This is a genomic window from Kitasatospora sp. NPDC001664 (genome assembly GCF_053596675.1).
Window position 1 is genome coordinate 1 of the sequence record NZ_JBSFGS010000023.1, and the last position, 23,426, is coordinate 23,426.

Annotated in this window: 16 protein-coding genes, 1 tRNA gene and 1 pseudogene; 4 read left to right on the top strand and 14 right to left on the bottom strand. The window is 74.7% G+C overall.

What is annotated here, in order from left to right; genetic code table 11:
• Nucleotides 1-292: 292 nt before the first annotated feature.
• A pseudogene (locus ACWCYY_RS28290) lies at nt 293-742 on the bottom strand (ATP-binding protein); the annotation flags it as partial.
• 229 nt (nt 743-971) lie between these two features.
• Nucleotides 972-1,664 (bottom strand): HdeD family acid-resistance protein, encoded by a 693-nt coding sequence (locus ACWCYY_RS28295; RefSeq protein WP_345280801.1) that lies wholly within the window; start codon nt 1,662-1,664, stop codon nt 972-974.
• A gap of 162 nt (nt 1,665-1,826) precedes the next feature.
• Between ACWCYY_RS28295 and ACWCYY_RS28300 the strand changes: the two genes are divergently transcribed.
• From ACWCYY_RS28300 to ACWCYY_RS28310, 3 genes are all read left to right on the top strand, one after another.
• Nucleotides 1,827-1,914, top strand: a tRNA-Leu gene (locus ACWCYY_RS28300).
• Nucleotides 1,915-2,153: 239 nt separating this feature from the next.
• Nucleotides 2,154-3,704, top strand: a complete 1,551-nt coding sequence (locus tag ACWCYY_RS28305) for a hypothetical protein (RefSeq protein ID WP_345280803.1) — start codon at nt 2,154-2,156, stop codon at nt 3,702-3,704.
• On the top strand, nt 3,701-6,343 hold the full coding sequence (locus ACWCYY_RS28310) for a hypothetical protein (protein ID WP_449797631.1): 2,643 nt from the start codon (nt 3,701-3,703) through the stop codon (nt 6,341-6,343). Before ACWCYY_RS28305 ends, ACWCYY_RS28310 begins: the two co-directional genes overlap by 4 nt.
• Nucleotides 6,344-6,367: 24 nt before the next feature.
• On the opposite strand, the gene ACWCYY_RS28315 is transcribed toward ACWCYY_RS28310, so the two are convergent.
• From ACWCYY_RS28315 to ACWCYY_RS28360, 10 genes are all read right to left on the bottom strand, one after another.
• A complete protein-coding gene (locus tag ACWCYY_RS28315; RefSeq protein WP_345280807.1) occupies nt 6,368-6,979 on the bottom strand; it encodes a GAF domain-containing protein in 612 nt (203 codons plus the stop codon).
• Entirely contained in the window at nt 6,951-7,853 is a 903-nt protein-coding gene (locus ACWCYY_RS28320) for a S8 family serine peptidase (RefSeq protein ID WP_345280809.1), read from the bottom strand. Before ACWCYY_RS28320 ends, ACWCYY_RS28315 begins: the two co-directional genes overlap by 29 nt.
• An 82-nt stretch (nt 7,854-7,935) precedes the next feature.
• Entirely contained in the window at nt 7,936-11,013 is a 3,078-nt protein-coding gene (locus ACWCYY_RS28325; protein ID WP_449797632.1) for an AAA family ATPase, read from the bottom strand.
• Nucleotides 11,010-12,509 carry an MFS transporter gene (locus tag ACWCYY_RS28330; protein WP_449797633.1) on the bottom strand — a complete coding sequence of 500 codons (1,500 nt, stop codon included), beginning with the start codon at nt 12,507-12,509 and terminating at the stop codon, nt 11,010-11,012. Before ACWCYY_RS28330 ends, ACWCYY_RS28325 begins: the two co-directional genes overlap by 4 nt.
• A complete protein-coding gene (locus ACWCYY_RS28335; RefSeq protein ID WP_380150110.1) occupies nt 12,506-13,513 on the bottom strand; it encodes a DUF6895 family protein in 1,008 nt (335 codons plus the stop codon). Before ACWCYY_RS28335 ends, ACWCYY_RS28330 begins: the two co-directional genes overlap by 4 nt.
• A 2-nt stretch (nt 13,514-13,515) precedes the next feature.
• On the bottom strand, nt 13,516-14,700 hold the full coding sequence (locus ACWCYY_RS28340; RefSeq protein ID WP_449797634.1) for a radical SAM protein: 1,185 nt from the start codon (nt 14,698-14,700) through the stop codon (nt 13,516-13,518).
• A complete protein-coding gene (locus ACWCYY_RS28345) occupies nt 14,697-15,647 on the bottom strand; it encodes a DUF6895 family protein (RefSeq protein ID WP_449797635.1) in 951 nt (316 codons plus the stop codon). Before ACWCYY_RS28345 ends, ACWCYY_RS28340 begins: the two co-directional genes overlap by 4 nt.
• Before the next feature lie 58 nt (nt 15,648-15,705).
• Complete coding sequence (locus tag ACWCYY_RS28350) at nt 15,706-16,923, bottom strand: glycosyltransferase (protein WP_449797636.1); 1,218 nt, start codon at nt 16,921-16,923, stop codon at nt 15,706-15,708.
• Between the two features lie 104 nt (nt 16,924-17,027).
• Nucleotides 17,028-17,159, bottom strand: coding sequence for a hypothetical protein (locus ACWCYY_RS28355; RefSeq protein WP_345283202.1), 132 nt, complete (start codon nt 17,157-17,159; stop codon nt 17,028-17,030).
• Nucleotides 17,160-17,271: 112 nt separating this feature from the next.
• Entirely contained in the window at nt 17,272-19,176 is a 1,905-nt protein-coding gene (locus ACWCYY_RS28360; RefSeq protein ID WP_449797637.1) for a BTAD domain-containing putative transcriptional regulator, read from the bottom strand.
• Between the two features lie 402 nt (nt 19,177-19,578).
• Between ACWCYY_RS28360 and ACWCYY_RS28365 the strand changes: the two genes are divergently transcribed.
• The gene (locus tag ACWCYY_RS28365; protein WP_449797638.1) at nt 19,579-20,310 is read left to right on the top strand and encodes a WXG100-like domain-containing protein; all 732 of its coding nucleotides are present in this window, start codon (nt 19,579-19,581) and stop codon (nt 20,308-20,310) included.
• Nucleotides 20,311-20,537: 227 nt separating this feature from the next.
• Here the strand turns inward: ACWCYY_RS28365 and ACWCYY_RS28370 are convergent, their stop codons facing one another.
• Together ACWCYY_RS28370 and ACWCYY_RS28375 are read right to left on the bottom strand one after the other, a co-directional pair.
• The gene (locus tag ACWCYY_RS28370; RefSeq protein ID WP_449797639.1) at nt 20,538-21,521 is read right to left on the bottom strand and encodes a hypothetical protein; all 984 of its coding nucleotides are present in this window, start codon (nt 21,519-21,521) and stop codon (nt 20,538-20,540) included.
• 34 nt (nt 21,522-21,555) lie between these two features.
• Nucleotides 21,556-23,277, bottom strand: coding sequence for a serine/threonine-protein kinase (locus ACWCYY_RS28375; RefSeq protein WP_449797640.1), 1,722 nt, complete (start codon nt 23,275-23,277; stop codon nt 21,556-21,558).
• Nucleotides 23,278-23,426 lie beyond the last annotated feature (149 nt).

Consider the following 23,426-nt stretch of genomic DNA (forward strand, 5'->3'; position numbering starts at 1 on the left):
GTGCGGCGGGGCCCCCGCTGCCCCCGCCCCCCCCCCCCCCCCCGGGGGGGGGGGGGGCGGGCCCCCCCCCCCCCCCGGCCCGGCGCCCCCTCGTGCTCGTCCGGCGCCCTTCCGCCGCTCGCGCTGTCCCTGGGCGGTCAGACCTCGGGCCCTGTCAGACCTCGGGCCGCACCGGGCCCGGCACGGCGGCGGCCGGGCGCACCGCCTGGTGCCCGACGCCCGGCCGCAGCACACCCGGCAGCACGGCCTCGGGCAGCCCGGCCGCCTCGTCCGGCTCCGCGAACACCTCCGGCAGCGGCAGCGAGGCCCAGATCACCTTGCCGCCCTCCCCCGTCCGCTCCACGTCGCAGACCCCGCCCGCCTGCAGGGTCACGCTCTTCACCAGCAGCAGCCCGCGCCCGCCCAGCTGCCCGATGTCGCTCTCCAGGGCCTTCGGCCGGTACGGGTGCCCGTCCTCCACCGAGACCCGCACCCAGCCGCCCTCGATCGCCAGCTCGGTGGTCAGGTGGGGCGAGAGCACCGCGGCGTGCGTGACCGCGTTGCCCACCAGCTCCGAGACGATCAGCAGCACGTCGTCGATCAGCTCCTGGTACGCCTCACCCGCCATCCCCTGCGCCAACAGCCGGTCCCGCACCGCGTGCCTGGTCTGCGGCACCGAGGCCTCGTGCGCCACCGCCGAGAACCGCCAGACCCCCTCACCGGGGCCGCCCTCCTCGCGCCGGCCGTGCGTGCCGTGCGCCACGCGCACCGCCCCGACCGGCGCCACCGGTCTCGTCCTCGTCACGGGCTCGGCCGGTCTTCTGGTCTGCTCCACGTCTAGCCGCCCTTCGCACTGGACCACCGAGGCTAGGAGAACGGCAGTCAGCACCGGCTCAGCGACTACAACTTGACGTGCCGTGGCGTGTCCCGACCGTTTCTCCTCCCCTCCTGACGCTTCCCGCTCCGAATCCGCCCGGCAGCCGACGGAACATTCACGGACTGGACGGCTTCTCCACATCCACCGCCGCCTCAGTCTCCGCCGATGTCTCAGCCTCCGCCTCGGGCAGCGGCTCGGGCTGCACCTCCCGCCGTGCGTCCCCCAGCATCCCGATCACGCGGCGGGCCCCCACCCCGATGCTCACCAGCCCCAGGCCGTCGAAGAGCAGCGAGAGCGAGAACAGCAGGCCCAGCGTGTACAGCGAATCGCTCGGCCACTGCGCCAGCGCCAGCAGGCCGATGATCACGTCCAGCACCCCGAGCAGCAGCGTCCACCCGAACTGCGGCCCCCGCACCGCCAGCCCACCGACCAGCCGGAAGGTCCCCGCGCTCAGGAACAGCAGCGCCGCGAACAGCGTCAGCCCCTCCGCCGCCGCGTCCGGCCGGACGATCATCACCGCGCCCGCCGCGATGTTCAGCGCCGCGACCGAGGCCCCCAGCCAGAAGTAGTTCGCGTTCCGCGCCAACACCGCGTGCGCGAGCCCGGCCGCCCCGCCGATCAGCAGCAGCCACCCGAACAGCAGCACGCCCGTCAGCGTCGCGAACGCCGTGTAGAGCAGCCCGAACACCGCCGCCCCGATCAGCACCACCCCCAGCACCACCAACGCCCCGAACCCCCGCGCCAACCCCCGCTCCGCCGCCTCCCCGTCCCCGCCCCGGCCCTCGTTCCGCCCGCCGACCGCACCCACCACAGCCACCTCCAGCCGCCAACCTGTCCGTTCTGTGATGATGTGCCCCCATATACCCCCGCGCACCCTGTGACCGGCGCAAACGTGGTCGAGAACCACCCTCGGAGCCTGGTAATGTTCTCTGTGTCGGAGCGGGGAACACACCGCCGAGACAGACACCTAGTCCGGGTGGCGGAATGGCAGACGCGCTAGCTTGAGGTGCTAGTGCCCTTTATCGGGCGTGGGGGTTCAAGTCCCCCCTCGGACACCAGCAGTAGCCCCTCGGGGCTCGCGAAAGTGCCGGTCGAGATTGATCTCGACCGGCACTTTCGCGTTTCGGTGCCGCCGGGCTCGCGTGCCCGGGTGGGCCTCTCCGCCCGGGCGAACGCTTGCGCGGCCCGCGTCACCACAGGTCCGTCCGCCCTCGCCCGGGAACGCGCGGGGAGCACCCACCACGATGTGCCACCTGACGGGTCATTAGGGTGACGGTGTCTACGGAAGGGACGGTCCATGACTCAGGTGCTCGGTCCGGACTGGGCGGTCAACGGGCTCGACTCGAGTGGTGGCCGCCTGCCGCTGTCGGTCGAAGGGCCGGTCATGCGGGCGGTCGAGCGTCTGGCACCCGGCCTGTCGAGCGTCACCCGCTACACGCGCTACTACGCCCTCTACGCCGCGCTCGCCGCCCACGCCGAACACCACGACCTCGACTCCCAGGGCTCGCGGCGTCTGGTGCGACGTGCCGAGGTGATCCTGGCCGCACTGTCGCTGGACACCCCGGCGGAGACCCCGCCCGGCCCCGCCCACGGCGTCGACCGGGTCCGCTCGTTCTGCTCCGACGGTGGCCTGGAACTCGCCCGGGCCGCTGCCCAGAAGCAGCTGCAGAAGACCTACTCGCCGCGGGAGTGGGGCTTCTGGGCACAGTACGGAGGACCGAGCGCGGTGCTCGGCACCGCCCGGCTGGTGAAGGGCGCGCTCCGCCCCGGCGCCCGGCCGTGTCCTCCCGTGGTCCGGCAACTGTTCGCTCCGGTAATGGACTTGGCGGAGCACGACTCGATCACCCCCGACCAGCTGGAGTCCGCCCGGCCGGCGGCACTCCAGCATCCCGAACAGCCCGAGACCGGCTGGCTCACCGACTTGATGACCGCGACCCGGTCCGGTGCCCACGACCCGGACGACTGGGAGCCGGCCGACCGTACCCGCCGGGCCTCGCTACGGGTCATCGCCCGCGCGATCGCCCTGCACGGGCCGACGGAGCCCTGGTCCGTCGAGTACCTGGTCGGATCGGCGGTCGCCTTCGGTCCGGCGCTGACGGACGATCAGGTCCTGCTCACCGTCCCGCAGGCGGCCGGGTGGCGCGGTGTCCTGCTGCGGAACTACTCGGTCAACGCCTGGCGCCGGCTCTGGGCCGGGCTGGTCTCCGGCATCGGCAGCGAGCACGGCGAAGCGGACCGCTCCCGTGAGGAACTGCGGGCCTGGCTGGCCGACCAGGTACCCCAGGACCGCTCCGTACGGGCCTTCGTCCAGGACCTGCCCGACCCGTGGGACGCCCACGGACACCCGGCCCCCGCCGAACGTGCGCTGCTGCAGGACGCCGACCCCCGCGATCCGGTCACCAACCTGAAGCTGCTGCTGGTGGGTGCCCAACGCGGCGAGCCGGGCCGGTTGTCGGACGAGGTGCGGTCGATCTTCCTGGGGCACCGCCGCCGCGGTGGGGAGTTCCTCGATCCGACCTGGGTGCTCGCCCGGCTGCAGGACCACTGGGACCGCCCCGTCCGCGACCTCGCCGCCCAGCTGGCGGACGACATGCTGGCGCAGTCCCGCCGGGTGGCACTGTCCAAGCTGAAGATCGACAGCAGCACCGGGACCGTACGGACCTTCTCCCGCCTCCACCAGCGCAACGAGCGCTACTACAAGACGGGCGACGAAGGGGACGCGGAAATCGGCACCCGTCTGCGGCAGTTGGGCTCGTTCGGCATCCAACTGGGGCTCTTCGAGCGGGATGAGGACGGCAGTTGGCACATCACCCCGAAGGGCAGCACCGTTCTGGAGGTCCGGCAGTGAGCACCGACACCCGATGGACCTTCGCCTCGCCGCTGTCGCTGCTGCGCGAGTGGAGCGAGCGGATCGACCAGGCCGAGCTGCACGAGCTGCTCCTGCTCGGCTTCACCGTCGACCTCCCGTTCCTCGAGAAGACCGCCGTCCCGCGTGCCCGCGCGCTCGACGCCCGCATCACCGTCATCGGCGACGCGGCGCAGGGCCTGTACGACCCGGTCGACGTACGGCTGGCCGGCCGCAGCTACCTCAACGGCCTGGCCTCCTGCAGCGGCGCGTTCCACCCCAAGCTCGCGCTGCTGAGCGGGGAGGAGGAGACCTGGATCGCCGTGGGCTCCGGCAATCCGACCCTCTCCGGCTGGGGAGCCAACGACGAGCTGTGGACGGTCGTGAAGTCGGCACACACCCCCGCGCACCCCGTCCTCGGGGAGCTGGCCGACTGGCTGCAAGGGCTCCCCCGACACGTCTGGCTCGATCGCACCATGGCCGCCCAACTCCGGCTGACCGCCGAGCGGATGGCCGGCCTCACGCCCGCCGCCGCCTCGGATCTCCGACTCCTGCACAACCTGGACCAGGCCATCCTCGACCAGCTTCCGCCCGGGCCGGTCGACGAACTCCACCTGTACGCGCCGTTCTTCGACCCGTCCGGCACCGCCGTCCGCCGCCTGCTCGATCACTTCTCCCCCGCCCGGGTCACCGTCGCCGTCCAGCAACGCTGGTCCAGTTACGACGGCGACGCCCTCCACCGTGCCCTCGACGGCCAGCAGGCCGAGCTACGGCTCCTGGAGGAATCCAGGCTCCGTCACGGGAAGTTGATCGAGTGGCGCACCGGACCGCACTGGCACGCCCTGACCGGCAGCCCCAATCTCACCCGCAGCGCCCTGACCACCGCCACCTCGGCGGGCGGGAACTGCGAGCTCGCGACCCTGAGCTCCGCCACCGGCCCGCTCCTGCCCGAGGAGGGCAGGCCCGCTCCGGTCGACGCCCTCCGCGGCCGCGGCACCATCCGCCCCGTCCTCGCCCGCCGCCACTCCCTGGTGCTCCTCGGTGCCAAGGTGGACGGCGCGGGGCTGCACGTGACGCTCGGTCAACCACAGGCCGTCACGGTCGAGATCAGCACCTCACCCGACGGCTCCCCGGCCTCCTGGCAGCCGGTCGGCCACGTCCCGCCCGGGGAGACCTGTTTCTCCTTCGCCGTCCCGGAGGCACCCGGGGCGGCGGTGCGGGCCTCCTACCGCGGCTCGGACGGCGAACTCGTCGAGTCGGCCGCGGTCTTCGCCAACAACCTGGTGCGCTGCGCACGGCCCAGCGAGTCACGGTCCGGCCCGAGGGTCACCCACGAGTACACCGCCGGCAGCCTGTTCGAGGACGAGCTGGCCGCCCGCCGGTTCGAGCAGGACCTCAACCGGCTCCGCCAGATCGGCAGGCCGGCCGGCTCTCCCGCCGCGGCGACCGTCAGCCGCCAGGACGTCGCCACCACAAGCAGCTCGGACCAGTGGGAGAGCTACCAGAGCCAGTGCCAGGAGGCGCTGGGCCACTGGCCGACGTCACTCGCCTACGGCCCGCTGCTCACCCGGCTCCCCGCCGCGCCCGGCCGACTCTCCTGGACCGTCTCGGCGGCCGGGGACACCGAGGAGGACGCCGACCTCGATCGGACGACCGACGAGGGCACGCTGTCCGCCACAACCGAGGACCCCGACCTCGTACCGGACATCCCGACCGACCTCCGCGGACGCTACCGCCGTTGGGCCGGACGATGGATCGACGCGGTCTCCAGTGCCTCGGACGGGTCGGACGGCGTCACGTCCGCGCCGCTCGCCGCCCGGCTCGTCGTGGCGAGCCTCTGCGTCCAACTGCTCGCCGCGGGCATCTGGGACGATGACGACGAGAGCTGGCGCCAACGGCTCACCGACCTGCTCGTCGCCCTGAGTGCCCGTCAGGAGACGGACTCCCCACCCGCACAGGCCGAGGAGCGCCTCCGCGCCGTGACCGCGGTCCTCATGGCGCTGATCTGCCAGGACGCCACCCTCACCGGCGACCGCGGCCGCGACATCACCGCGGCCCGCGCGTGGACGCACGCGCGGACGCTGGTCGCGGACGCCGACCCCGAGCTGGCCGAGGACCTGCTGCTGCCCTCGAAGCGCGCCCGCGCACGGGTGGTCGACCGCTGGGACCTGGAGGGTCTCCTCTCCCTCGCCCGGGACACCGATCCCCACGCGGCGGTCCGGGCGGAGTTCGAGGCCTCCGGCTGGGAGGTCGAACTCCGCGACCGGATCTGGGAGATCGCCGGCCCGTTCTCCAACGCCACCCCGATCGCCGCGAGGGCCGTCACCCGGCTGGGCGAGCACACCGACCCGGATGAGCCACTGCTCGTCCGGGCCCGCAACGGCTCCCGCTGGACCTTCATCGCCTGGCGGAGCCCCGACCTGGTCATGCTCACCCAGCAGGTCGCCAGCTGGCGGACCTACCGGGTGGCCCGACCGGCCACTCCCGCTTCGCGGTTCTCGGGCGGAGACCTCTCCGCCGTCCCCGGGCTGGTCGGACGGCCCGCCCCGCGCGCGAACGGAGCCCCGCCCCGACTCGCCGAGATGCTGGCCGACCTGGGTCTCGGATACGGCGAGGTCATCACGTCGCTCTACTCCACCTGACGACGGGCAGGTGGAGCGGACCGGTCAGGGGCGGTCGTCGGCGGCCAGCAGGTCGTCGGCCATCAGGAGGAGCTTGGTGACCGTCGCGCTCACGTGGTCGGAGGCCGTGGGGAGGCGCTCGGCGAGGCGCTGGAGGAGGGGGTGGTCGAAGGTGTCGCGGGTGCGGAGGTGGGTGAGGAGTTCGAGGACGGTCGCCATCTCGGTCGCCAGGAGGCCGAGGGAGCCGAGGTCGCCGAGGTCGCAGCGGGGGTGGGTGTCGCGGTCCAGGACGGAGAGGACGCCGACGCGGTCGCCGTCGCAGATCAGGGGGGCGGCCATGATGGTGCGGGGGACGTAGCCGGTCGACTCGGCTGCTGCGCGGGCGAACAGGGGGCTCTCGGTGACCTCGTCGACGACGACGGGTTGGCCGGAGAGGACGGCCCAGCCGGCGATGCCGGTGCCGCCGGGGAGGCGGGTGCCCACGAGGTGGTGCTCGCCCTCGCCGGCGACGGCTTCGAAGACCAGGTCGCCGTTGTCCGGGTCGATCAGCATCACGGAGGTGGCGGCGGCGCCGAAGACGCTGCGGGCCACCTCGACGATGGACTGGAGGAGTCGGCGCTGCGGGAGGTCAGCGGTCCGGGGCGGTTCGGTCGGCACGGTGGCCCCCTTCGGCATCGGTGTGGGCGGCCGCGCGAGCGTCGGCGCGGGCGGCGGTGTCGGCGTCGGCGGACATGGCGGTCACGTTCTCGGCGGTCAGGTACAGCACGGATTTGAGCTGGAACGGCGTCAGCGCGGGGTGCTTGCCGAGGATGAGCGCACAGATGCCGGCGATGTGCGGGGTGGCGAAGCTGTTGCCGGTGGAGAGCAGGCGCCCGCCGCCCAGCCCGGCCACCGGGACCCGGACGCCCCTCGCGTAGAACTCCACCGGCGGGGCGGGGTTGTAGTAGAACGACCTCGGGTCCGGACCGTCGTGGCTCGCCACCGAGATGACCGAGGGGAACAGCCAGGGGTAGCTGCGCACCGGCATGTTGTGGGCGGCCGCGACGATGACGCTGCGTCGGAAGTAGGCGCGGTCCGCGAGGTCGCGCAGCGCGTCCCGGAACTCGGGCTTGGTGGTCGACAGGCTCGTGTTGATGACGTCGTAGCCCTCGTCGATGGCCCAGCTCAGACCGGTGAGCAGCGCCGCGCCGCTGCCGTGCGCACCCCCGCCGTGCGGGCCGTTGGCGAGGACCCGGACCGAGGTGATCGCCGCGCCGGGGGCGAGGGCGCGGATGATGCTGGCGCAGGCGGTGCCGTGACCGGCGGTGTCGCCGGGCTCGCCGGGGTCGGCGGCGTGGACGGTGAGCGCTCCCGACCCGTCCGGGCGTACGTCCATGGCGCGGTCGAGGCCGCCGATCAGAGGGTGGTCGGCCTCGACTCCGCTGTCGAGCACGCAGACCCGGACGCCGGAGCCGTCCGCGCCGCCCCAGGCCCAGTCCCGGGTGACGGGGGTGGGGCCCGACGGGCTGACGTCGAAGGGTTCCTGAGGCACCGTCGTGACGGGCATGCTCCAGGCGGGCACGCCGGGGAACTGGTCGCGCGGCGGCCTGCGCCAAGGCGGTGACGGCAGGGCTTCAGACATCCGGACCTCCGAGGGCGCCCAGCCACGCGCGGACGCGGTCGGCCGGCAGCACGGCGCCCTTCGCCTCGAAGGCCCGTACGGCCGCCGTACCCGCGTCCCGGGCGGGCTGCGCCTGGCCCGCCGCCCGCCGCACGACGGCCAGGTCGAAGAGCACTCCGCCGACCAGGCAGGGGTCGTCCGCCCCGGTGGCCAGGGCCCGCGCGGCGTCGGCGGCGGCGAGCGCCTCCTCGTGCCGGCCGAGCGCCGAGGCGATCCGGCCGCGCAGCGCGGCCGCGCCGATCAGGGCCCGGAGCGGGGCGGCTCCGTCCTCCGGGAGGGAGGCCGCCGCCTCGGCGATCCGCCCCTGGTCGAACAGCGCCCGGGCGAGGGCCACTTCGGCGTCCCGGACGTCGGGGGCGTGCGGACCGGCGTACCGCGCGGCCAGGCTCTGCCGGTACCGGGCCTCGGCCACCGGGTGCGCCCCGGCCAGGGATTCGACGTACCCGGCGGCCGCGAGCACCGCCGCGTCGCCCGGGTCGGAGCGGTTCTCGCGGGCCGAGATCAGCAGGTCGCCCAGGATGCGGCGGGCGGCGTCGAGGTCCCCGCCTAGTGCCGTCAGGTGGGCCCTGGTCAGCAGGACCGGGACGAGCAGGGCCCAGCCGTCCGCGAACCGCTCGCCCAGCTCCGCGCAGAGGGCGAGCCCGGCCGCCACCGCGGTGGGCGAACGCCGCGCCAACTCGCCGACGGCGCCCAGCAGTCGGTCCTCCTCGTCGTCGTCCGCCATCGCCCGGGCGCGCTCCAGCGCGAGCCGCAGCTCGGCCTCGGCAGCGCCGGTGCGCTCTGCCAGCAGGTGCCGGTGGCAGCGGAGTTGGTGCAGGCGGCACCAGCCGAGGTGGTCCCCGGGGTCGAGGGCCGGCTCCGCCGCAGAGCTCGGGGCGAGGCCGAGCCGGAGCTCGACGATCCCGCGCTGGATCGCCAGGACGGCCGCGGCCGCCGGGTCGTCCGGCCCGGCGGCCGCGGCGCGGGCCAGGGCCGTGCTGCACAGCTCCGCGTCCCGGAGCGCGATCCCGGCATCGCACAGGCGTAGCGCGAGCGCGGTGTGGCGGTGGTCGCCGGTGGAGAGCAAGTCGCGGGCACGTGAGAGGAGTTGGACGGCGGCCGGCAGGTCCCGGCGGGCCAGGGCGTGCCTGCCCTGGCCGGTCAGGGTGTCCGCCGCCGCGCTCGCCAGCACCGGCAGAGCGGTGTCGCCCGGCCGCAGTTGCCGGCGCAGCCGGTGGGCGGCCTCGACGTGGTGCGCGACCACCAGCGGGTCCGGTTCCGGCTGCTCGGCGAACCACTGGGCCAGCAGCTCGTGCCGACGCTCGCGGCGCGCCTTGGGGGTGAACTCGTAGGCGGTGTCGCGCATCAGCTCCTGGGCGAAGCGCAGGCTGCCGCCCGGGCCCCGCTCCAGGATCCGCCGCCGGACCAGCCGGGCGGTCGCCTCGTCCAGGGCGGGGGCCGTGAGGGCCTCCGCCTCGGCCATCAGCACCAGCGGAGCACGGCCGAACTCACGGCCGATGACCGCCGCCAGCTCCACCGACCGCCGTTCGTTCTCCGACAGTTGGTCGAGCCGGGCGCCCAGCAGGGCCTGGATGCCGACCGGGACCCGGGCACCCGGGGCGCCCTCGGCGAGCACGTCCATCAGCTGCTCGGCGAAGAGCGGGTTGCCGTCGCACAGCGTGGCGACCCGGCCGGAGTCCACCGGCAGCTGGTGCGCCTGGACCTCCTCGCGGAGCGCCAGGTGGCCGAGGAGTTCGGTGGTCTGACTCTCCGTCATCGGACCGAGTTCGAGGACGGTGGTGTCCGCCCGGCCTCCGCCCCAGCCGGCCCGGCGCTCCAGCAGTGAGGGGCGGGCCAGGCAGAGCAGCAGGACCGGGGTGTCCCGCAGCCGGACCGCCAGCTCCTCGATGAGGTCCAGCAGGCTCGGCTCGGACCGGTGCAGGTCGTCCCAGAGCATCACCACCGCGCGGCTGCGGCCGAGCACTTCGAGCAGCCGGCCGGTCGCCCAGGTGATGTCCTCGACACCGACCAGGCCGGTGCAACCGCCCTTCTCCACCAGGTCGAGCACCTGCGCCGCGCGCCGCGCCTCCGACGGACCGTCAGGCGCCCCGGCCCGCGCCAGCGCCGGCAGGCCACCGGGCAGTGCGCCGACCATCTCGGCGAGCGGCCGGAAGGTGATGCCCCTTCCGTAGGCGGAGCAGCGGCCGGTGAGTACCGCCACCTCGTCCGCCGGGAGCCCGGCCAGGAACTCCCGCACCAGCCGGGACTTGCCGATGCCCGGTGCCCCGACCACGGTGACGAGCTGCACCCGGCGCCGCTGCCGGGCCGTCCGCAGACCGTCTTCCAGCACCGAGAGTTCGCCCTCCCGCCCGATGAAGGGGACGCTCGGCGCGGACGGTCCGGCAGTCGGCCCGGGACCGCCGACCCGCCAGGCGGGGACCGGCCGCGCCTTGCCCTTCAAGCTGAGCGGTGCGACCGGCGCGAGGCCGACCTGCCCGCGCACCATCACGGCGGTGTCGGCGCAGACCAGCACCTCGCCGGGACGGGCGGCGGTCTGGAGACGGGCGGCGGTGTTGACCGCGTCACCGATGACGCGGAAGTCCTCACCAGCCCGGGTGAGCACCACGACGTCACCGGTGCAGACTCCGGCCCGCGCCTCCGGTGCCACCTGGTACTCGGCGCGGAGCTCGGCGGTGAGTTCGGCCAGGGCGGTCAGCGCCCCGACCCCGGCCCGCACCGCCCGCAGCGCGTCGTCCTCGTGGGCCTCGGTGGCACCGAAGACGGCGAGGACGGCATCGCCGATGAACTTCTCGACCGCACCGCCGTGTTCGGCGACGGCGTCGACGCAGCCGGCGAACCAACGGTCCATCACCCGGCGCAGCGGCTCCGGGTCGAGCCGTTCGGCCATGACGGTGGAGTCCACCACGTCGAGGAAGAGCGCGGAGACCTTGCGACGCGTCTCGCGCTGCGGGCCGGCGGTCAGCGGCCGGCCGCACCCGGCGCAGAAGCGGTCCGCGTCGGCGACGCTCCACCCGCAGCCGGTGCAGGTCACGGCCTGCCCTCCGGAGCGGGCCTCCGCCCGGACCCGGCCCGGGGTTCGGCCTCCGCCCCGACCTCGACCGCACCCACGGCCTGGACGGTCTCGGCGACCCCGGCGGTCTCGGCGACCTCGACGGCCTCAGTTGGCTCGACGGCATCGGCGGCCTCGGGCGGCCGGTCGGGGCTCGGACCTGCCGTGGCGCCATCTCCCCTGTCCAGGACGGGAAGTGCGCTCCGGGCGTAGACCCCGGCGAGCACGATCACGATCCCGGCAGCCACCAGGACGGTGTCGATCGGCCCGAACCGCATCCCGAGCAGCGTGGCCCGGAAGCCGTCCAGTCCGGTGCCGGCGATCCAGCCGGCGAGCACCGCGCCGATCATCGACGCGAGCCGCGTGGCGGGGTAGAACACCGCCATCACCCGGGCCCGGAACTCCGCCGGGGCGGCGTCCAGCAGGAGCGGCGAGAGCGCGCTGTTCAGCACGGTGAGCGGGAGCGCGACAACGAAGAGCAGGGCCATGGCGGGCAGGAACGCGCTCTGCCGCGAGTACACCACCAGCAGGATGCCGCTCACCAGCAGCGCGGCCCAGGCGGCGCGCCGTGCCCCGATCCGCTCGACCACGCGGCCGGAGGCCAGCGCGCCGAGGATGCCGCCGATCCCGGTCGCCGTGCCGAGGTAGCCGTACAGCTGGGCGGAGACGTGCAGGTTGTCGGTGACGAAGAAGACGTTCAGGGCGCTCAGCGCGCCCGCGCCGATCTGGCCGATCACGGACATCAGCAGCAGCGCGACCAGGAACCGGTTGCCGCTGTAGAACTGCAGGCCGTCCACGAAGTCCCGGACAAGGCTCGGCCGTTCGACCTTCGGCCGGGTCCGCGCGGGTTCCGTCGAGGGGTCCGGGCGCACCGAGCGGACGGCGAACCAGGACACCACGTAGGACAGCGCGTTGAAGAGCAGCGCCCACTGGATGCCGACGGTGAACAGCAGCGGCGCGGCCAGCGGCGGCCCGATGATCCAGGCGGTGGTGGCGGTCGCCTGGGCGATTCCGGCCGCACGGGCCCGGTCGCCCTCCCCGGTGACCATGTCGGCGATGACGGACATCCGGGCCGGGGTGAAGAACTGGCCGACGGCGTTGAGCGACGCGACCGTCAGGTAGATCAGGCCGAGCCAGAGTCCGATCGGGAGGGCGTCCGCCGGGAGGAAGGAGACGGCGGTGAGCACGCCGGCCAGACCGCCGCGCAGCACCTCGGTGCCGAGCATGGTGCGCCGCCGATCCCAGCGGTCGACGAAGACACCCGCCAGCGGGCCGACGACCAGCACGGAGAGGCTGGTCGCCAGCACCACGCCGCTGACCGCCTGCGGCGCCCAGGGGCGGCCCGCCGCCAGGTCGGTGGCCACCCAGAGCACCAGGGAGGTGGAGAACACCGCGTCCCCGACGGTGGAGAGCGCCTGGCCGAACCAGAGCCGGGTGTACTCGGGGCTGATCAGCACCCATCGACGGCGACGGCTCACGAGGCGGCTCCCGCACCGACCGCCGGACCGACCGCCGGGGCGTCCGCCGAGGAGACCAGCAGCACCATCAGGGCGGTGACCAGGGTGGTGTGGTACGCCGCCGCGAAGAACTCGTCCGCCGGGGCGGACGGCGCCGCCGCGGTGTTGGCCGAGCGTCCGGGGATCGCGCCGTCCGGCCGCTGGGCCCGGACCAGGAGGTCGAGGGCGGCCCTGCCCCACGGGGTGTCCAACGGCCGCTCCCCCAGGCAGACCTGGGCCATCATCAGTTCGGCCGCCAGGTCCCACCAGCTCCGCCGCACGCAGTGCTCCAGCACCGTCCGGACCAGGTCCCGCGCGTCCGCCAGCCGCTCGGCGGAGAGCGGTGGGGCGGTCCGGCCGAAGTCGGTCAGGTAGTAGCTGGAGTGCGTGATGCCGTACGCGTCCGGGACGGAGACCGGCGGCTCGCCGTCCGGCACCGCCCGCTCCCGCACGGCCGCGGGCAGCGTGACCAGCTCGATCCGTTCGACCAGTGCGGCGTACGGCTCGATGGTGTGGCGGGCCCGCGCCTGGTCGGCGTAGTAGCGCAGCTCCAGCCGGGCGTACGGTGACAGGCCGTCAACGGCGGCCCGGTCCAGCACCGTTCCGGCCGGCGGACCGTCCGGGTCCAGCGCGGCGTGGACCAGGCCGTAGTAGGTCGCGTGGGCCGGAACGGCGGTGACCAGCCCGCGGACCTCGGGCTGCCGCCAGAGGGTGCGGACGTGCTCGGTCACCCGGCCCAGTCGGCCGTCGCCCTCGGCGGCCGTCCGGGCCCAGCAGTGCCGGAGCAGCGCCAGCTCCAGGGCCGCCTTGGCCCTGCCGTGCGCCGACCTTCCGTGTGCCGAGGCGCGGGCCTCGGGCGAGAACGGATCGAACCAGGCGAGGTGCCGCTCCAGCCAGCCGAGCGCGCCGTCACCCAGTCCCCGCAGCGCGGACCGGAGTTCGGCCCGCGCGGCGGCCCGGAGCGGAGCGACGGTGTCGGTGGCCATGGTCACAGACGTCCTGTCAGGTCCAGGTAGTCGAGCAGTGCCGCGTCCACCGAGTCGCGGAAGGCGGCCAGGGTCCGCTGGTCCTCGTCGTGCCGGTACAGGTCCTCGCAGCCGACCCAGCGCTCCCGGGTGACCTCGCTCGGCAGGTAGCCGGCGGTGACGGAGCCGACCTCCCACTCGTCCTTCCCCGCCGTCTCCCAGCAACTGGCCAGCGTGCCGTCCGCGCTGACCACCGCGCCGTAGCGGCCGTCTCCGTAGCCGCAGGTGACGCAGGGGCGGTAGGCCCGCGGGCGGGCGACGGCGAAGCCGAGCTCCAGGGCCCTCCGCTGCCAGCCGGAGAAGCGGGCGGACAGCTCCCCGGTGTGCAGCAGGTCGTTGCCGTAGCCGATGCCGACATCGCCGACCTGGGCGAAGTAGAGGCTGCAGCGGGCCGGGTCGAGCGTGTCGGCCAGGCGGTCGATCAGCGCGTCGACGCCCAGGTAGGTCTCCTGGGAGACGTTGACCCGCAGCTGCCAGCGGAGTTCGGAGACCTCCGAGGCCCGGACCACGTTGCGCACGATGGTGTCGAAGGTGCCGCTGCCGTCCGCGCGCCCGATCCGGATCCGGTCGTGGTCGGGGCGGTCGCCGTCGAAGGTGATCTGCACGCTGCGCAGCCCGCGCTCGGCGAGCTGGGCGGCCAGCCTCGGCTTGAGCAGCGTGGCGTTGGAGATCATCCGGGCGTGGCCGAGCCCGTGGTCCGCCGCCCGCTCCAGCAGTTCCAGGCAGCCGCGCGGGTTGAGCAGCGGCTCGCCGCCGAACAGCAGGATGTTCATCTTCTCCAGCTCGGCGGCGGCCATCTGACGCCGGGTGAAGTCGAGGATGTCGGTGATGGTCCGCGAGGTGAGCCGGGTCCGGGCGATCCGGGGCGGACGGGCTCCGCCGGTCAGGTCCTGGGCGGTGTTCTGGAAGCAGTAGCCGCAGCCCAGGTTGCAGTTCGTGCTGGTGAGCACCGTCAGCTCGTAGGCGCGCGGCAGGGTGGTGGTGTACATCCCCAGCTCGCGCAGCCGGTTCTCGGTGGCCGCCTTCAGGCCGCCCTCGGCGGTCAGTTGGGTGTCGCGCAGCCGGGCCAGGCCGCCGCCGGGACCGAGGAACCACCAGGTCCGCTCGCCCTGGAGGATGCGTGCGCCGTCGCTCGGGGTCCGGGTCATCGGGCACCGCCCAGGACCGGCTCGCCGACCCGGCTGTGCAGCACGGTCACGGTGGCCAACGCCGCGACCACCGTGGCCTGGTAGGACTTCCGGAAGAACTCGACGGTGGTCTCGGCCCGGGCCGCCCGGTCGCCGGCGGACCGTCCGGGGATCGCGCCGCCCGGGGTCTGGACCTCGACCAGCATCCGCAGTGCGGCCGCGCCCGAGGGGGTGTGCAGCGGGTCGAGGCCGAGGCAGTGCTGCGCCAGCACCAGCTTCGCGCCGAGCTCCCACTCCTGGCGCTCCACGGTGAGTCCGGTCAGCCGCTCCACCCGGTCGCGGGCGTGCGCCAGCTCGGCGTCCGTCAACTCCGGGGCGTGCCCGCCGAAGTCGGTCAGGTGGAAGATCGTGTGGGTCACGTCGCACACCTCCAGGTCGGTCACCGGCTGCCCCTCGCCGTGGCGGGCCAGCAGGCTCGCGCGGTACAGCTCCGGGTAGCCGCCGAACCGGTGGGCGAGCCCGAGGAGATCGGCGTAGTACCTGGTCTCCAGCTGCCCGAAGGGCGACCGTCGACCGGGCGCCAGGGCGCCACCGGCCGTGAGCCCGGCCAGCACCTGGCGGTAGGAGTCGTGGACGACGCCGGCGGGTGCGAGCGCGCCGTACATCAGCTGGAAGCCGCCGGCGTAGCTCGGGTCGAGGGCGAGCAGCCGGAGGTGGTCGGGGTCGCGCCAGACCCGGCCGAGGACGGCGGTCACCTCGTCCAGACCGGGGTCGGCCGGGGTGGCCCGCTCCCAGGAGCGGCGCAGCAGGGCGAGCTGCAACAGGGCCTTCACCCGCGGGGCCACCGGCAGTTCGGCCCGTCCCGACGGGGAGTCGAGGAACTCGGCGTGCAGCCGGACCCACCGCAGCACGCCCGCCGACAGCCGCCGCACCGTCGCGGTGTCCGGTCCGACCGATCGCGTCATCATGGTTCTCCCTGGGGTTGCGCTCTGCTGGGCCAGGGCCCGCCCGACGGTTCGCGTCGGATCAGGCCGGGTGTTCGGTGCGTGCGGTGCGGGCCGGGCGGGCCGGGCGGGCCGGCCTCGGCGCGAACGGTCGGACGGGCACCAGCTCGACGAGGTCGGCCGCGCGGGCCGTGCCGGCCGTTGCGGCGAGCCGGCGGCCGAGGCGGCGGGCGTTCTCGCGCAGCCGGTCGTCCTGCCAGGCCGCGTCGAGCCGGGTCCGCTGGTCGGGCTCCGGGGTGTTCGGGACGTGCACGGCGGCGCCGGCCCGGATGCAGGCGGCGGCGAGCACCGGCTGCTCGGAGCCGTTGGGTGAGACTCCGAGCGGGAGGCCGCGCTGCAGGGCGGCCAGCACCGGGGCGGAGGTGCCGTTGGTCAGCACCAGCCCGGCCCGGTCGAGCATCGGCCCCAGCCACGGCCTGCGGACCAGCTGGATGTCCGCCCCGGGGGCGGGCCGCGGGTCGGTCGACCGTCCCTGTTCCACCACCGCCTGGAAGTTCCCGCCGGTGAAGGTGGTGTTCAGCCGGGGCCACGGGCTGCCGCCGCCGAAGAAGCGGCCCAGGTGGACGTAGACCACCGGTTTGCCGCACCGGTCCAAGGTGGCGGTGAGCTCGGCGAGTTCGGCCCGGTCGGCGGCCGGCTCCCAGTCCAGCGGGCCGACCTGGTGCGTCCGCTCGGGCAACTCGGCGCCGGGGTACTCCAGTTCGGGGATGCCGCGAAGCAGCAGGGCGTCACCGTGCAGGGGGTTCTCCGGCCACCGGGGCGCCCGTCCGGCCAGTCCGGCCTCGTCCCGGACCGCCGCGTACAGCTCCAGGCACTCCTCGGTCCGGTTCTGCCTGGTCCGGCCCCACTGCGGCTCGTCCGCGCCACCGCTGCGGTAGGTCCACAGGTGGACCGAGAGGCCGATGACCACCACCGGGAGGTCCAGTGCCTCGGCCGCGAGCAGGGCGCCGTTGCACAGCACGGAGGTGACCAGCAGGTCGGCCCGGGCCTGCCGGGCGGCCCGTACGGTCGCCCGGTACTGCGCGGCCCCGGTGGTGCCCCACCGGGCCGCCGAGAACGCCTGCCGACCGCCGAACTCCTCCGCCGCCGCGAACGGCAGTCCCGCCTCGGCCGCGAACGGCGCCGCGGTGGACCGGCCCAGCAGGCTGACCCGGTGGCCCCGGCGGGCCAGTTCCCGTCCGGCGGCGATCGCCGGGTAGAGGTAGCCGCCGTCACTGAGCGGGCAGAGCAGGATGTTCACGGCATCTCCCGGTCAGGGGCGGCCGGCCGCCGAGCGGGCCGTCCGGAGTGCGGCGACGAGCGCCGTCTCCCGGATGGCCGGCCCGGTCGGCACGGCTCGACTACTCAGGCCAGGTCGTGCTTGTTGTTGATGACACAGATGTCCTCGGACACGGCCTCCGCGTCCTGACCGTGCGCGACGACGTCGACGTCCTCGTTCTCGGCGTCGTGCTGCTCCGGGTTGATGTTCTGCGACATGGTGTCCTCCTCTGTCGTGGCGCCGTCTGGTGACGACCGCCCCGGGAGAAAAGCTAGGGATCCCCGGTATGGCGACGACTGGTCGCCGGTTCGACAGCGGTATGACGGCTGGTCAGCGGCTCGGCGCGGGCGCGAACAATGTCAGGTCCACGGTCGTGCCGGCGGTGTCCTGACGGTCGGTCACCCGATGGCCGGACCCCTGGGCGCCCGCCACCCGCCCGGCCGCCTGTCCCGTTCCCTGCACCGTTCCCTGCCCCGGCGGCCGCCCCGCCGTCCGCCCGGCCGTCTCGCGCGCGTAGGCGTGGAGCAGCGCGGGCATCTCGTAGCGCACGCCGTGGGTCCACCGCTCGGGGAGCCCCTCGCCCTCCTCCGGGTGGGCCACCGTCAGCAGGCCGTCCTCCAGCAGCCGTTCCAGCGCGCGCACCGCCGTCCGCTGGTCGCTCCCGAGCACGGCGGCGGCCTGCTCCGGGGTGAACACCCGCTCCACGCCCAGGCCCAGGCCCAGCACCGTCCGGTACCCGTCCTCGGGCAGGTGCCGGACAGACTCCGCCAACCGGGCCCGGACCGCCGGGTCCGCCCCGCACAGCTCGTCCAGCAACCCCCGGTCGCCCGCCAACCGCGCGGCGTACTCCCCCAGCGTGACGTGGCGGAGGAAGGCCAGCCGGTCGGCCACCAGGCGGACCCCGAGCGGCAGCAGACCGGCGGCACGGACGATCCGCCCCGCCGACTCGCGGTCCGCCTCGACCCGCCCCGCGCCGACCACCCGGCCCAGGAACTCGACCGCCTCGGCCGGCTCGAAGGCGGCCAGCCAGAGCCGGTGCGCACCGTCCAGACCGATCAGCCCGGGGCGCGCCGTCACCAGTACCGAGCTCTCCCCCGCCTCCGGCAGCAGCGGCCGGACCTCGCTCTCGCACCGGGCGTCGTCGACCACCAGCAGCGCCCGGCGCCCCGTCAGCCACAGCTGCCACTCCCAGCGCGGATCGGCCGCCGCCGCCCGGGCGGGGGCGACGGCCGCCAGCAGTTGGCGCAGCACGTCCTCCACCGGCCGCGCCCGCCCGTCCTCGCCGCGCAGCCGGACGAACAGCCTGCCGTCCGGGAAGTGCTCGCCGAGCCGGTGCGCCACGTGCGCGGCGAGCGCGGTCTTGCCCGCGCCGAGCGGGCCGCTCACCACGGCCAGCCGGCCCTCGCCGCCGAGCAGGACCTCGGCCAGCTCCCGGGCGGCGGCCCGGCCGGTGAAGGCCAGCGGATCGGAGGGCAGCAGGTTCGGCCCGGCTCCCCGTTCCTGACGGGCCGCCACCGGCCGCTGCCGCTCGGCGGCCTGGGCCTCCAGCAGCGAGCGGTAGCACCGCTCCAGCGCCGGGCTGGGCGGCAGTCCCAGTTCGTGGGCCAGCGCCTGACGCAGCTCCTCGTAGACCGCCAGTGCCTCGGAGCGCCGCCCGGCCTGGCCCAGCGCGTTCATCTGGAGCATCCGCAGCCGCTCCCTGAACGGGTGCCGCTGCGCGATCTCGGAGACCCGCGCGACCGCCGACGCACCGTCACCGGCGGCCAGCGTCGCCTCCACCCAGTCCTCGAAGACCACCAGCACCCGCTGGTCCAGCCGCTGCGCCACGGTGTCGATCAGCGGCACGTCCCGGAGCCCGTCCAGCACCGGCCCCCGCCACAGCTCCAGGGCGGCGGCCGGCGCACCCGTCCACGCCCGCTGCTCGAAGCCGAGCACGTCGAACTCCTCGGCCACCGTGTGCAGCACGTACCCGCCGCTCTGGTGGTCGATCCGGGTCTCGGAGTCCGCACCCAGCAGCCTGCGCAGCGCACACACGTACACCTGGAGGTTCTTGCGCGCCGTCCGGGGCGGCGCGTCGCCCCACAGCGCCTCGGCCAGTTCGTCGGCGGAGACCCGCGCGTTGGCGTGGCACAGCAGCGCGGCCAGCATGATCTGCTGCTTGCGCGGCCCCGGATCGACCGGGCGGCCGTCCACCAGCACCCGCAAGGGACCGAGGATGCCCAGACCGAGGGCCATCAGGCCGGCTCGAGGCCGGTGGAACGCGGACCGACCGGATTCCCCGCCCGCCGGAGCGCCACCAGGGCGTCAAAGACCATGTTCCCCTCCACCGTTGTCGTCACGTCCGTACCGCGGCACGCGGATCGCGGGACTCCGTTCTCCACCGTGCCTCGACGGAATCCCTACGCGAACCACATGACCGCCCGCCCATGCTCGCGCCAAGCAGCCATCGCGACAAGAGGTGATCAGTGCCGTCCTCGCCCTTTCAGGACCGGATCTGACGGATGGTCAGGTGCGGACCGCCACCGCGCCCCCCACCGCACCCCCACCGCGACCGGCGCGGCGGCCGGGATCCGACGGGAGCGACTATGATGCACCGAGAGTGATGGACCACTGACTGCACGTCACACCGGAGGAAGTTTGGCCATCGAGCTGCCCGGCAAGCTGGTCTGGGTGATGAACCTCCTCGGGTTCCGCTGGCCGGAGGTGGACGAGGACCGGGTGCGGGAGTTCGCTGGGCGGGTGCGGGAGTTCGCGTCCGGCCTCGACGGGAGCCATCAGGCCGCGACGGCGACCGTCCGGGGGATGGCGGAGCACTACGAGGCGGACTCCTACCGGGTGCTGGCGTCGCGCTGGCGCGGCATGACCGTCGAGCACGTGGACGAACTGGTGGGGGTCTGCGGCGTGGTGGCGACCACGATCGAGGTGGCGGCCGATGCGGTGGTGGCCGCGAAGGTGGCGGTGATCGCCCAACTCACGTTCGCAGCCGTTGAGTTCGCTGCCGCCACGGCGGCGACCGCGGCGACCTTCGGCGCGGCGGCGGCAGCCGAGGCGGCGCTGGTGGAGGCGACCCGGCGGGTGGTCGACGGGATCCTGCGGGAGCTGGAGGAGCGGATCGTCGCCGAGCTCCTGACACAGGCGGTGGAGCCCTTGGAGCGGGTGGTGGAAGGCGTGTTGACCGGCCTGGTCTTCCCCGGGGCCCGGGGAGCGGCGGCCCCGGCCGCGGATGGTGACGGCGAGGCGGTCGGCGGCTTCCGGGTGGTCCCGGGAGAGCTGGTGCGGCACGCCGAGCTGCTCCAGGAGCACGCCGACCAAGTGACCTCCCGTGCACGGGAATTCGAGTCGACGGCAGCGGGGGTGTCGTTCCGATGAGCGATCGGATCGTGCAGGCCCTGGAGGAGGCCGCCCGCAGGATCGGCCGGCGGTTGGGGCGGGAGGCCGGCCACTCCGTGGCGGACCTGTACCGGCAGACGGGCGAGGGCACCAGGACGGTCGCCCGCCGGTTCGTGGAGACCGAGCAGGCCCATCGGCGGGAGGTCGCCGCGCTGGCAGCGGGGCTGCCTGCGGTGCCCCCTCCGAGGAGGGGGCCCGACGGTGCGTCAGGGGCAGGTGTACCGGAAGGAGACGGCGGAGGTGTGAGCGGTCGGGGCGTCGACCTGGAGGGTGGCGGTGGCGTCGAGGGTGCCCCGGCCGTGGAAGGACCAGCGGAGCGTGAGCTGGGTGGTGTGGTGACCGGGCTGGACGCTCTGGGTGAGCGGACCGGAGTCGGTGCCGTCACTGCGCAGCCAGCGGTAGGAGACGTCGCCGGCCCCGCCGGCCGTCTCCAGGGCGGCGGTGATGGTCTGGGTCCCGTCGCAGGCTAGGTCGGCCGAACCGGTCTGCACGGAGACCGAGTTGACGGCCACCGGGCGGCCGTAGCGCTGCCAGGCGAACCAGCCGAGCAGGGCGAGGACCAGCAGGAGGATCAGCAGGAAGAGGGCCCAGCGGCCGCGACGGCGCGGACGGGGCGCGGGCTCCTGCTGAGCGGCGCCGTGCCAGACGGCGGCGGCCTGCGGCGGGACGCCCGGACCGAAGCGGCGCAGCCCGCCGTCCGGCACGGTGGCCTCGGGAGCGGTGGCCTCGGGAGCGGGGACCGGCACGGGACCGGGGACGGCGGACGGCGGAGGGGTCCGGTCCAGGCGTTCCGTCAGGGCCGTCGCGGTCATCTCGGTGGTGGCGTCGAGCACGACACCGCCCGGCGGGAGCTTGACGGTGGCCTCGGCGTCGGGGACGGCGGCCGGGGAGAGCTTGACCGTGGCATCGGAAACGGCGCCCTGCCCGAGCTTCACGGTCGTGTCCGGAGCCGCGGCCGGAGTCAGCTTCACGGTCGCGTCGGGCGCGGCCGCCGGAGAGAGCTTGACGGTGGCCTCGGCCGCGTCCGGTGCCAGGCGGACCGTCTCGTCGGGCAACTCGTCGGCGGACTGCCGGAGTCGGACGGTGCCGTCCTCGGCGGGGCGGACGGGGCCGAGGGGCAGGGGCGTGTCCTGCTTGCCGAGGCGGACGGTGGGGTCGGGCTCGGGGGCGGAGGTGGGCGGGGTGGTCATGCCGGTCGTCCTGCTCTCAGCGGTCTCAGCGGTCTCAGCGGGGCGGGTTGCAGGTGATGGTGTCCTTGGTGAACGTGCTGCCCTGGCCGCTCGCCGCCGCCGGGGTGGTGTTCAGCCGGACCGTACGGGAGAAGGCGGTGCCGAAGGGCATCGAGTCGCTGAACTTCACCGTCCTCTGCCCCTTCGGGAGCGCCACCGTGTGCGTGACGGGGAGGCGGGAGGCGCTGCTCGTCCAGCTCAGGGTGAGGGTGCCGTCCGCCGCACCGTCGGTCTGCACGGTGCCCGAGACCGTCATCTGCGTGGTGCTGCAGGAGGCCGTCCCGTTGATGGCGACCACCCGGAGCGGGGGCGCGGGCGGGGTGACGGTCGGGGTGGCGGGCGCCGACGGGGAGCTCGGGGCACTGGTCGGCGGCGTGGTCGGGGCCGTGGTGAGGACCGGGGAGGCCGGGGCCTTGGTGGTGGGCGGGGCCTTGGTGGGCGGGGGTGCGAGGGTGGCACCGGGGGTGGTGGCCGTGCCGCTCGGGACGGCGGAGGACTCGCTCGCCGAGGGCGAGGGAGAGGCCGAAGGCGACGGGGAGTCGGAGGCGGACGGGTCCGCCGAGGCGGCCGGGTCCGCGGAGGGGGCCCCGGGGCCCGGTGCGCCGAGGGTGGTGGTGATCTTGGGTTCGGCAACGGTGCCCGCGTTGGCGGGGTCGGAGACGCCCGCGACCGCGACGCCCGCCACGGCCGTGGCGACCAGCAGCGCGCCCGCCGCCGCACCGACGACCCGTATCCGCCGCACGGTCCGCGGCACCGCCCCGCCGGCACCACCGGAACCGCCTGCACCGCCGGCACCGCCCCCGCCCGTGGGCCCGAGCGTGGTGGTGGCGAAGGAGGTGCCGCCGACCTCGCCGCCCGCCGAGGGCAGTAGGAACGGCAGCAGCGCGACCAGCGCGGCGAGGCGGTGCCGCCCGCGCTGCTCCCAGTCGGGCCCGTAGGCGGCGCCGGCCACCTCCTCCAACTGCTCGACCAGCAGCGCGGCGCCGTCGGGCCGGTCCCCGGGGGTCTTGGCGAGGCCGGCCAGGATCAGCGGGCGCAGCGCCTCGGGGGCCTGCTCGGCCGGGATGTCGGCCTCGGTGTGCTGGACGGCCAGTTCCATCAGGGTGGTGCCGGCGTAGGGCTTGGCGCCGGTGAGGCACTCGAAGAAGGTCGCGGTGGCGGCGTAGACGTCGGTGGTGGGGGCGGCGGGCTTGCCGGCCCACTGCTCGGGGGCCATGTAGGCGGGGGTTCCGGCCACCGTGCCGGTGCTGCCGTCGCGCAGGGCGATGCCGAAGTCGACCAGCTTGGACGATCCGTCGGCCGCGACCAGCACGTTGGCGGGCTTGTAGTCGCGGTGCACCACGCCGGCCGCGTGGGCGGCGGCCAGGCCGAGCAGCGAGCCCTTGAGGACGGTGAGGGCGGCCTCGGGGCCGGTGGCGCCCTCGGCCTTGATGAGCTCGCGCAGCGAGATGCCGTCGATCAGCTCCATCACGATCGCGGCGCCCTGCGGGCCCTCGACGTACTCGTAGAGCTGGGCGACGTGCGGGGAGCGCAGGGCGCCGAGCAGTTCGGCCTCGGCGCGGAAGCCCTGGTGGTCGGCGGCGCTGCCGGTGAGGTACTTGACCGCCACCGGCGTGCCGGTGGCCCGGTGCCTGGCCAGCACCACCCGGCCGGCCGCGCCCGCGCCGAGTTCGCGCAGGTGCTCGTACTCCGGCAGTTCCCAGCGCGTCTCGCCCATCTCGTCCCCCAGGGGTGTCCGTCCGCCCGGCCCGTGGCCGCCGGGGCTGTGCCGTTCCGTGGCCACCGAGAGTGACGCGGTTCGACGCGACCCGGTTCCGGGCCGGGAGGATGATAGGACACAACTGCACTGCTCCGTGTACCGATTGT

What these genes read in the sequence shown, in the direction of transcription:
- ACWCYY_RS28305 (WP_345280803.1), top strand. Translation starts at nt 2,154, where the DNA reads ATGACTCAGGTGCTCGGTCCGGACTGGGCGGTCAACGGGCTCGACTCG.
- ACWCYY_RS28335 (WP_380150110.1), bottom strand. Translation starts at nt 13,513, where the DNA reads ATGGCCACCGACACCGTCGCTCCGCTCCGGGCCGCCGCGCGGGCCGAA.
- ACWCYY_RS28340 (WP_449797634.1), bottom strand. Translation starts at nt 14,700, where the DNA reads ATGACCCGGACCCCGAGCGACGGCGCACGCATCCTCCAGGGCGAGCGG.
- ACWCYY_RS28345 (WP_449797635.1), bottom strand. Translation starts at nt 15,647, where the DNA reads ATGATGACGCGATCGGTCGGACCGGACACCGCGACGGTGCGGCGGCTG.
- ACWCYY_RS28355 (WP_345283202.1), bottom strand. Translation starts at nt 17,159, where the DNA reads ATGTCGCAGAACATCAACCCGGAGCAGCACGACGCCGAGAACGAGGAC.
- ACWCYY_RS28360 (WP_449797637.1), bottom strand. Translation starts at nt 19,176, where the DNA reads ATGGCCCTCGGTCTGGGCATCCTCGGTCCCTTGCGGGTGCTGGTGGAC.
- ACWCYY_RS28370 (WP_449797639.1), bottom strand. Translation starts at nt 21,521, where the DNA reads ATGACCACCCCGCCCACCTCCGCCCCCGAGCCCGACCCCACCGTCCGC.
- ACWCYY_RS28375 (WP_449797640.1), bottom strand. Translation starts at nt 23,277, where the DNA reads ATGGGCGAGACGCGCTGGGAACTGCCGGAGTACGAGCACCTGCGCGAA.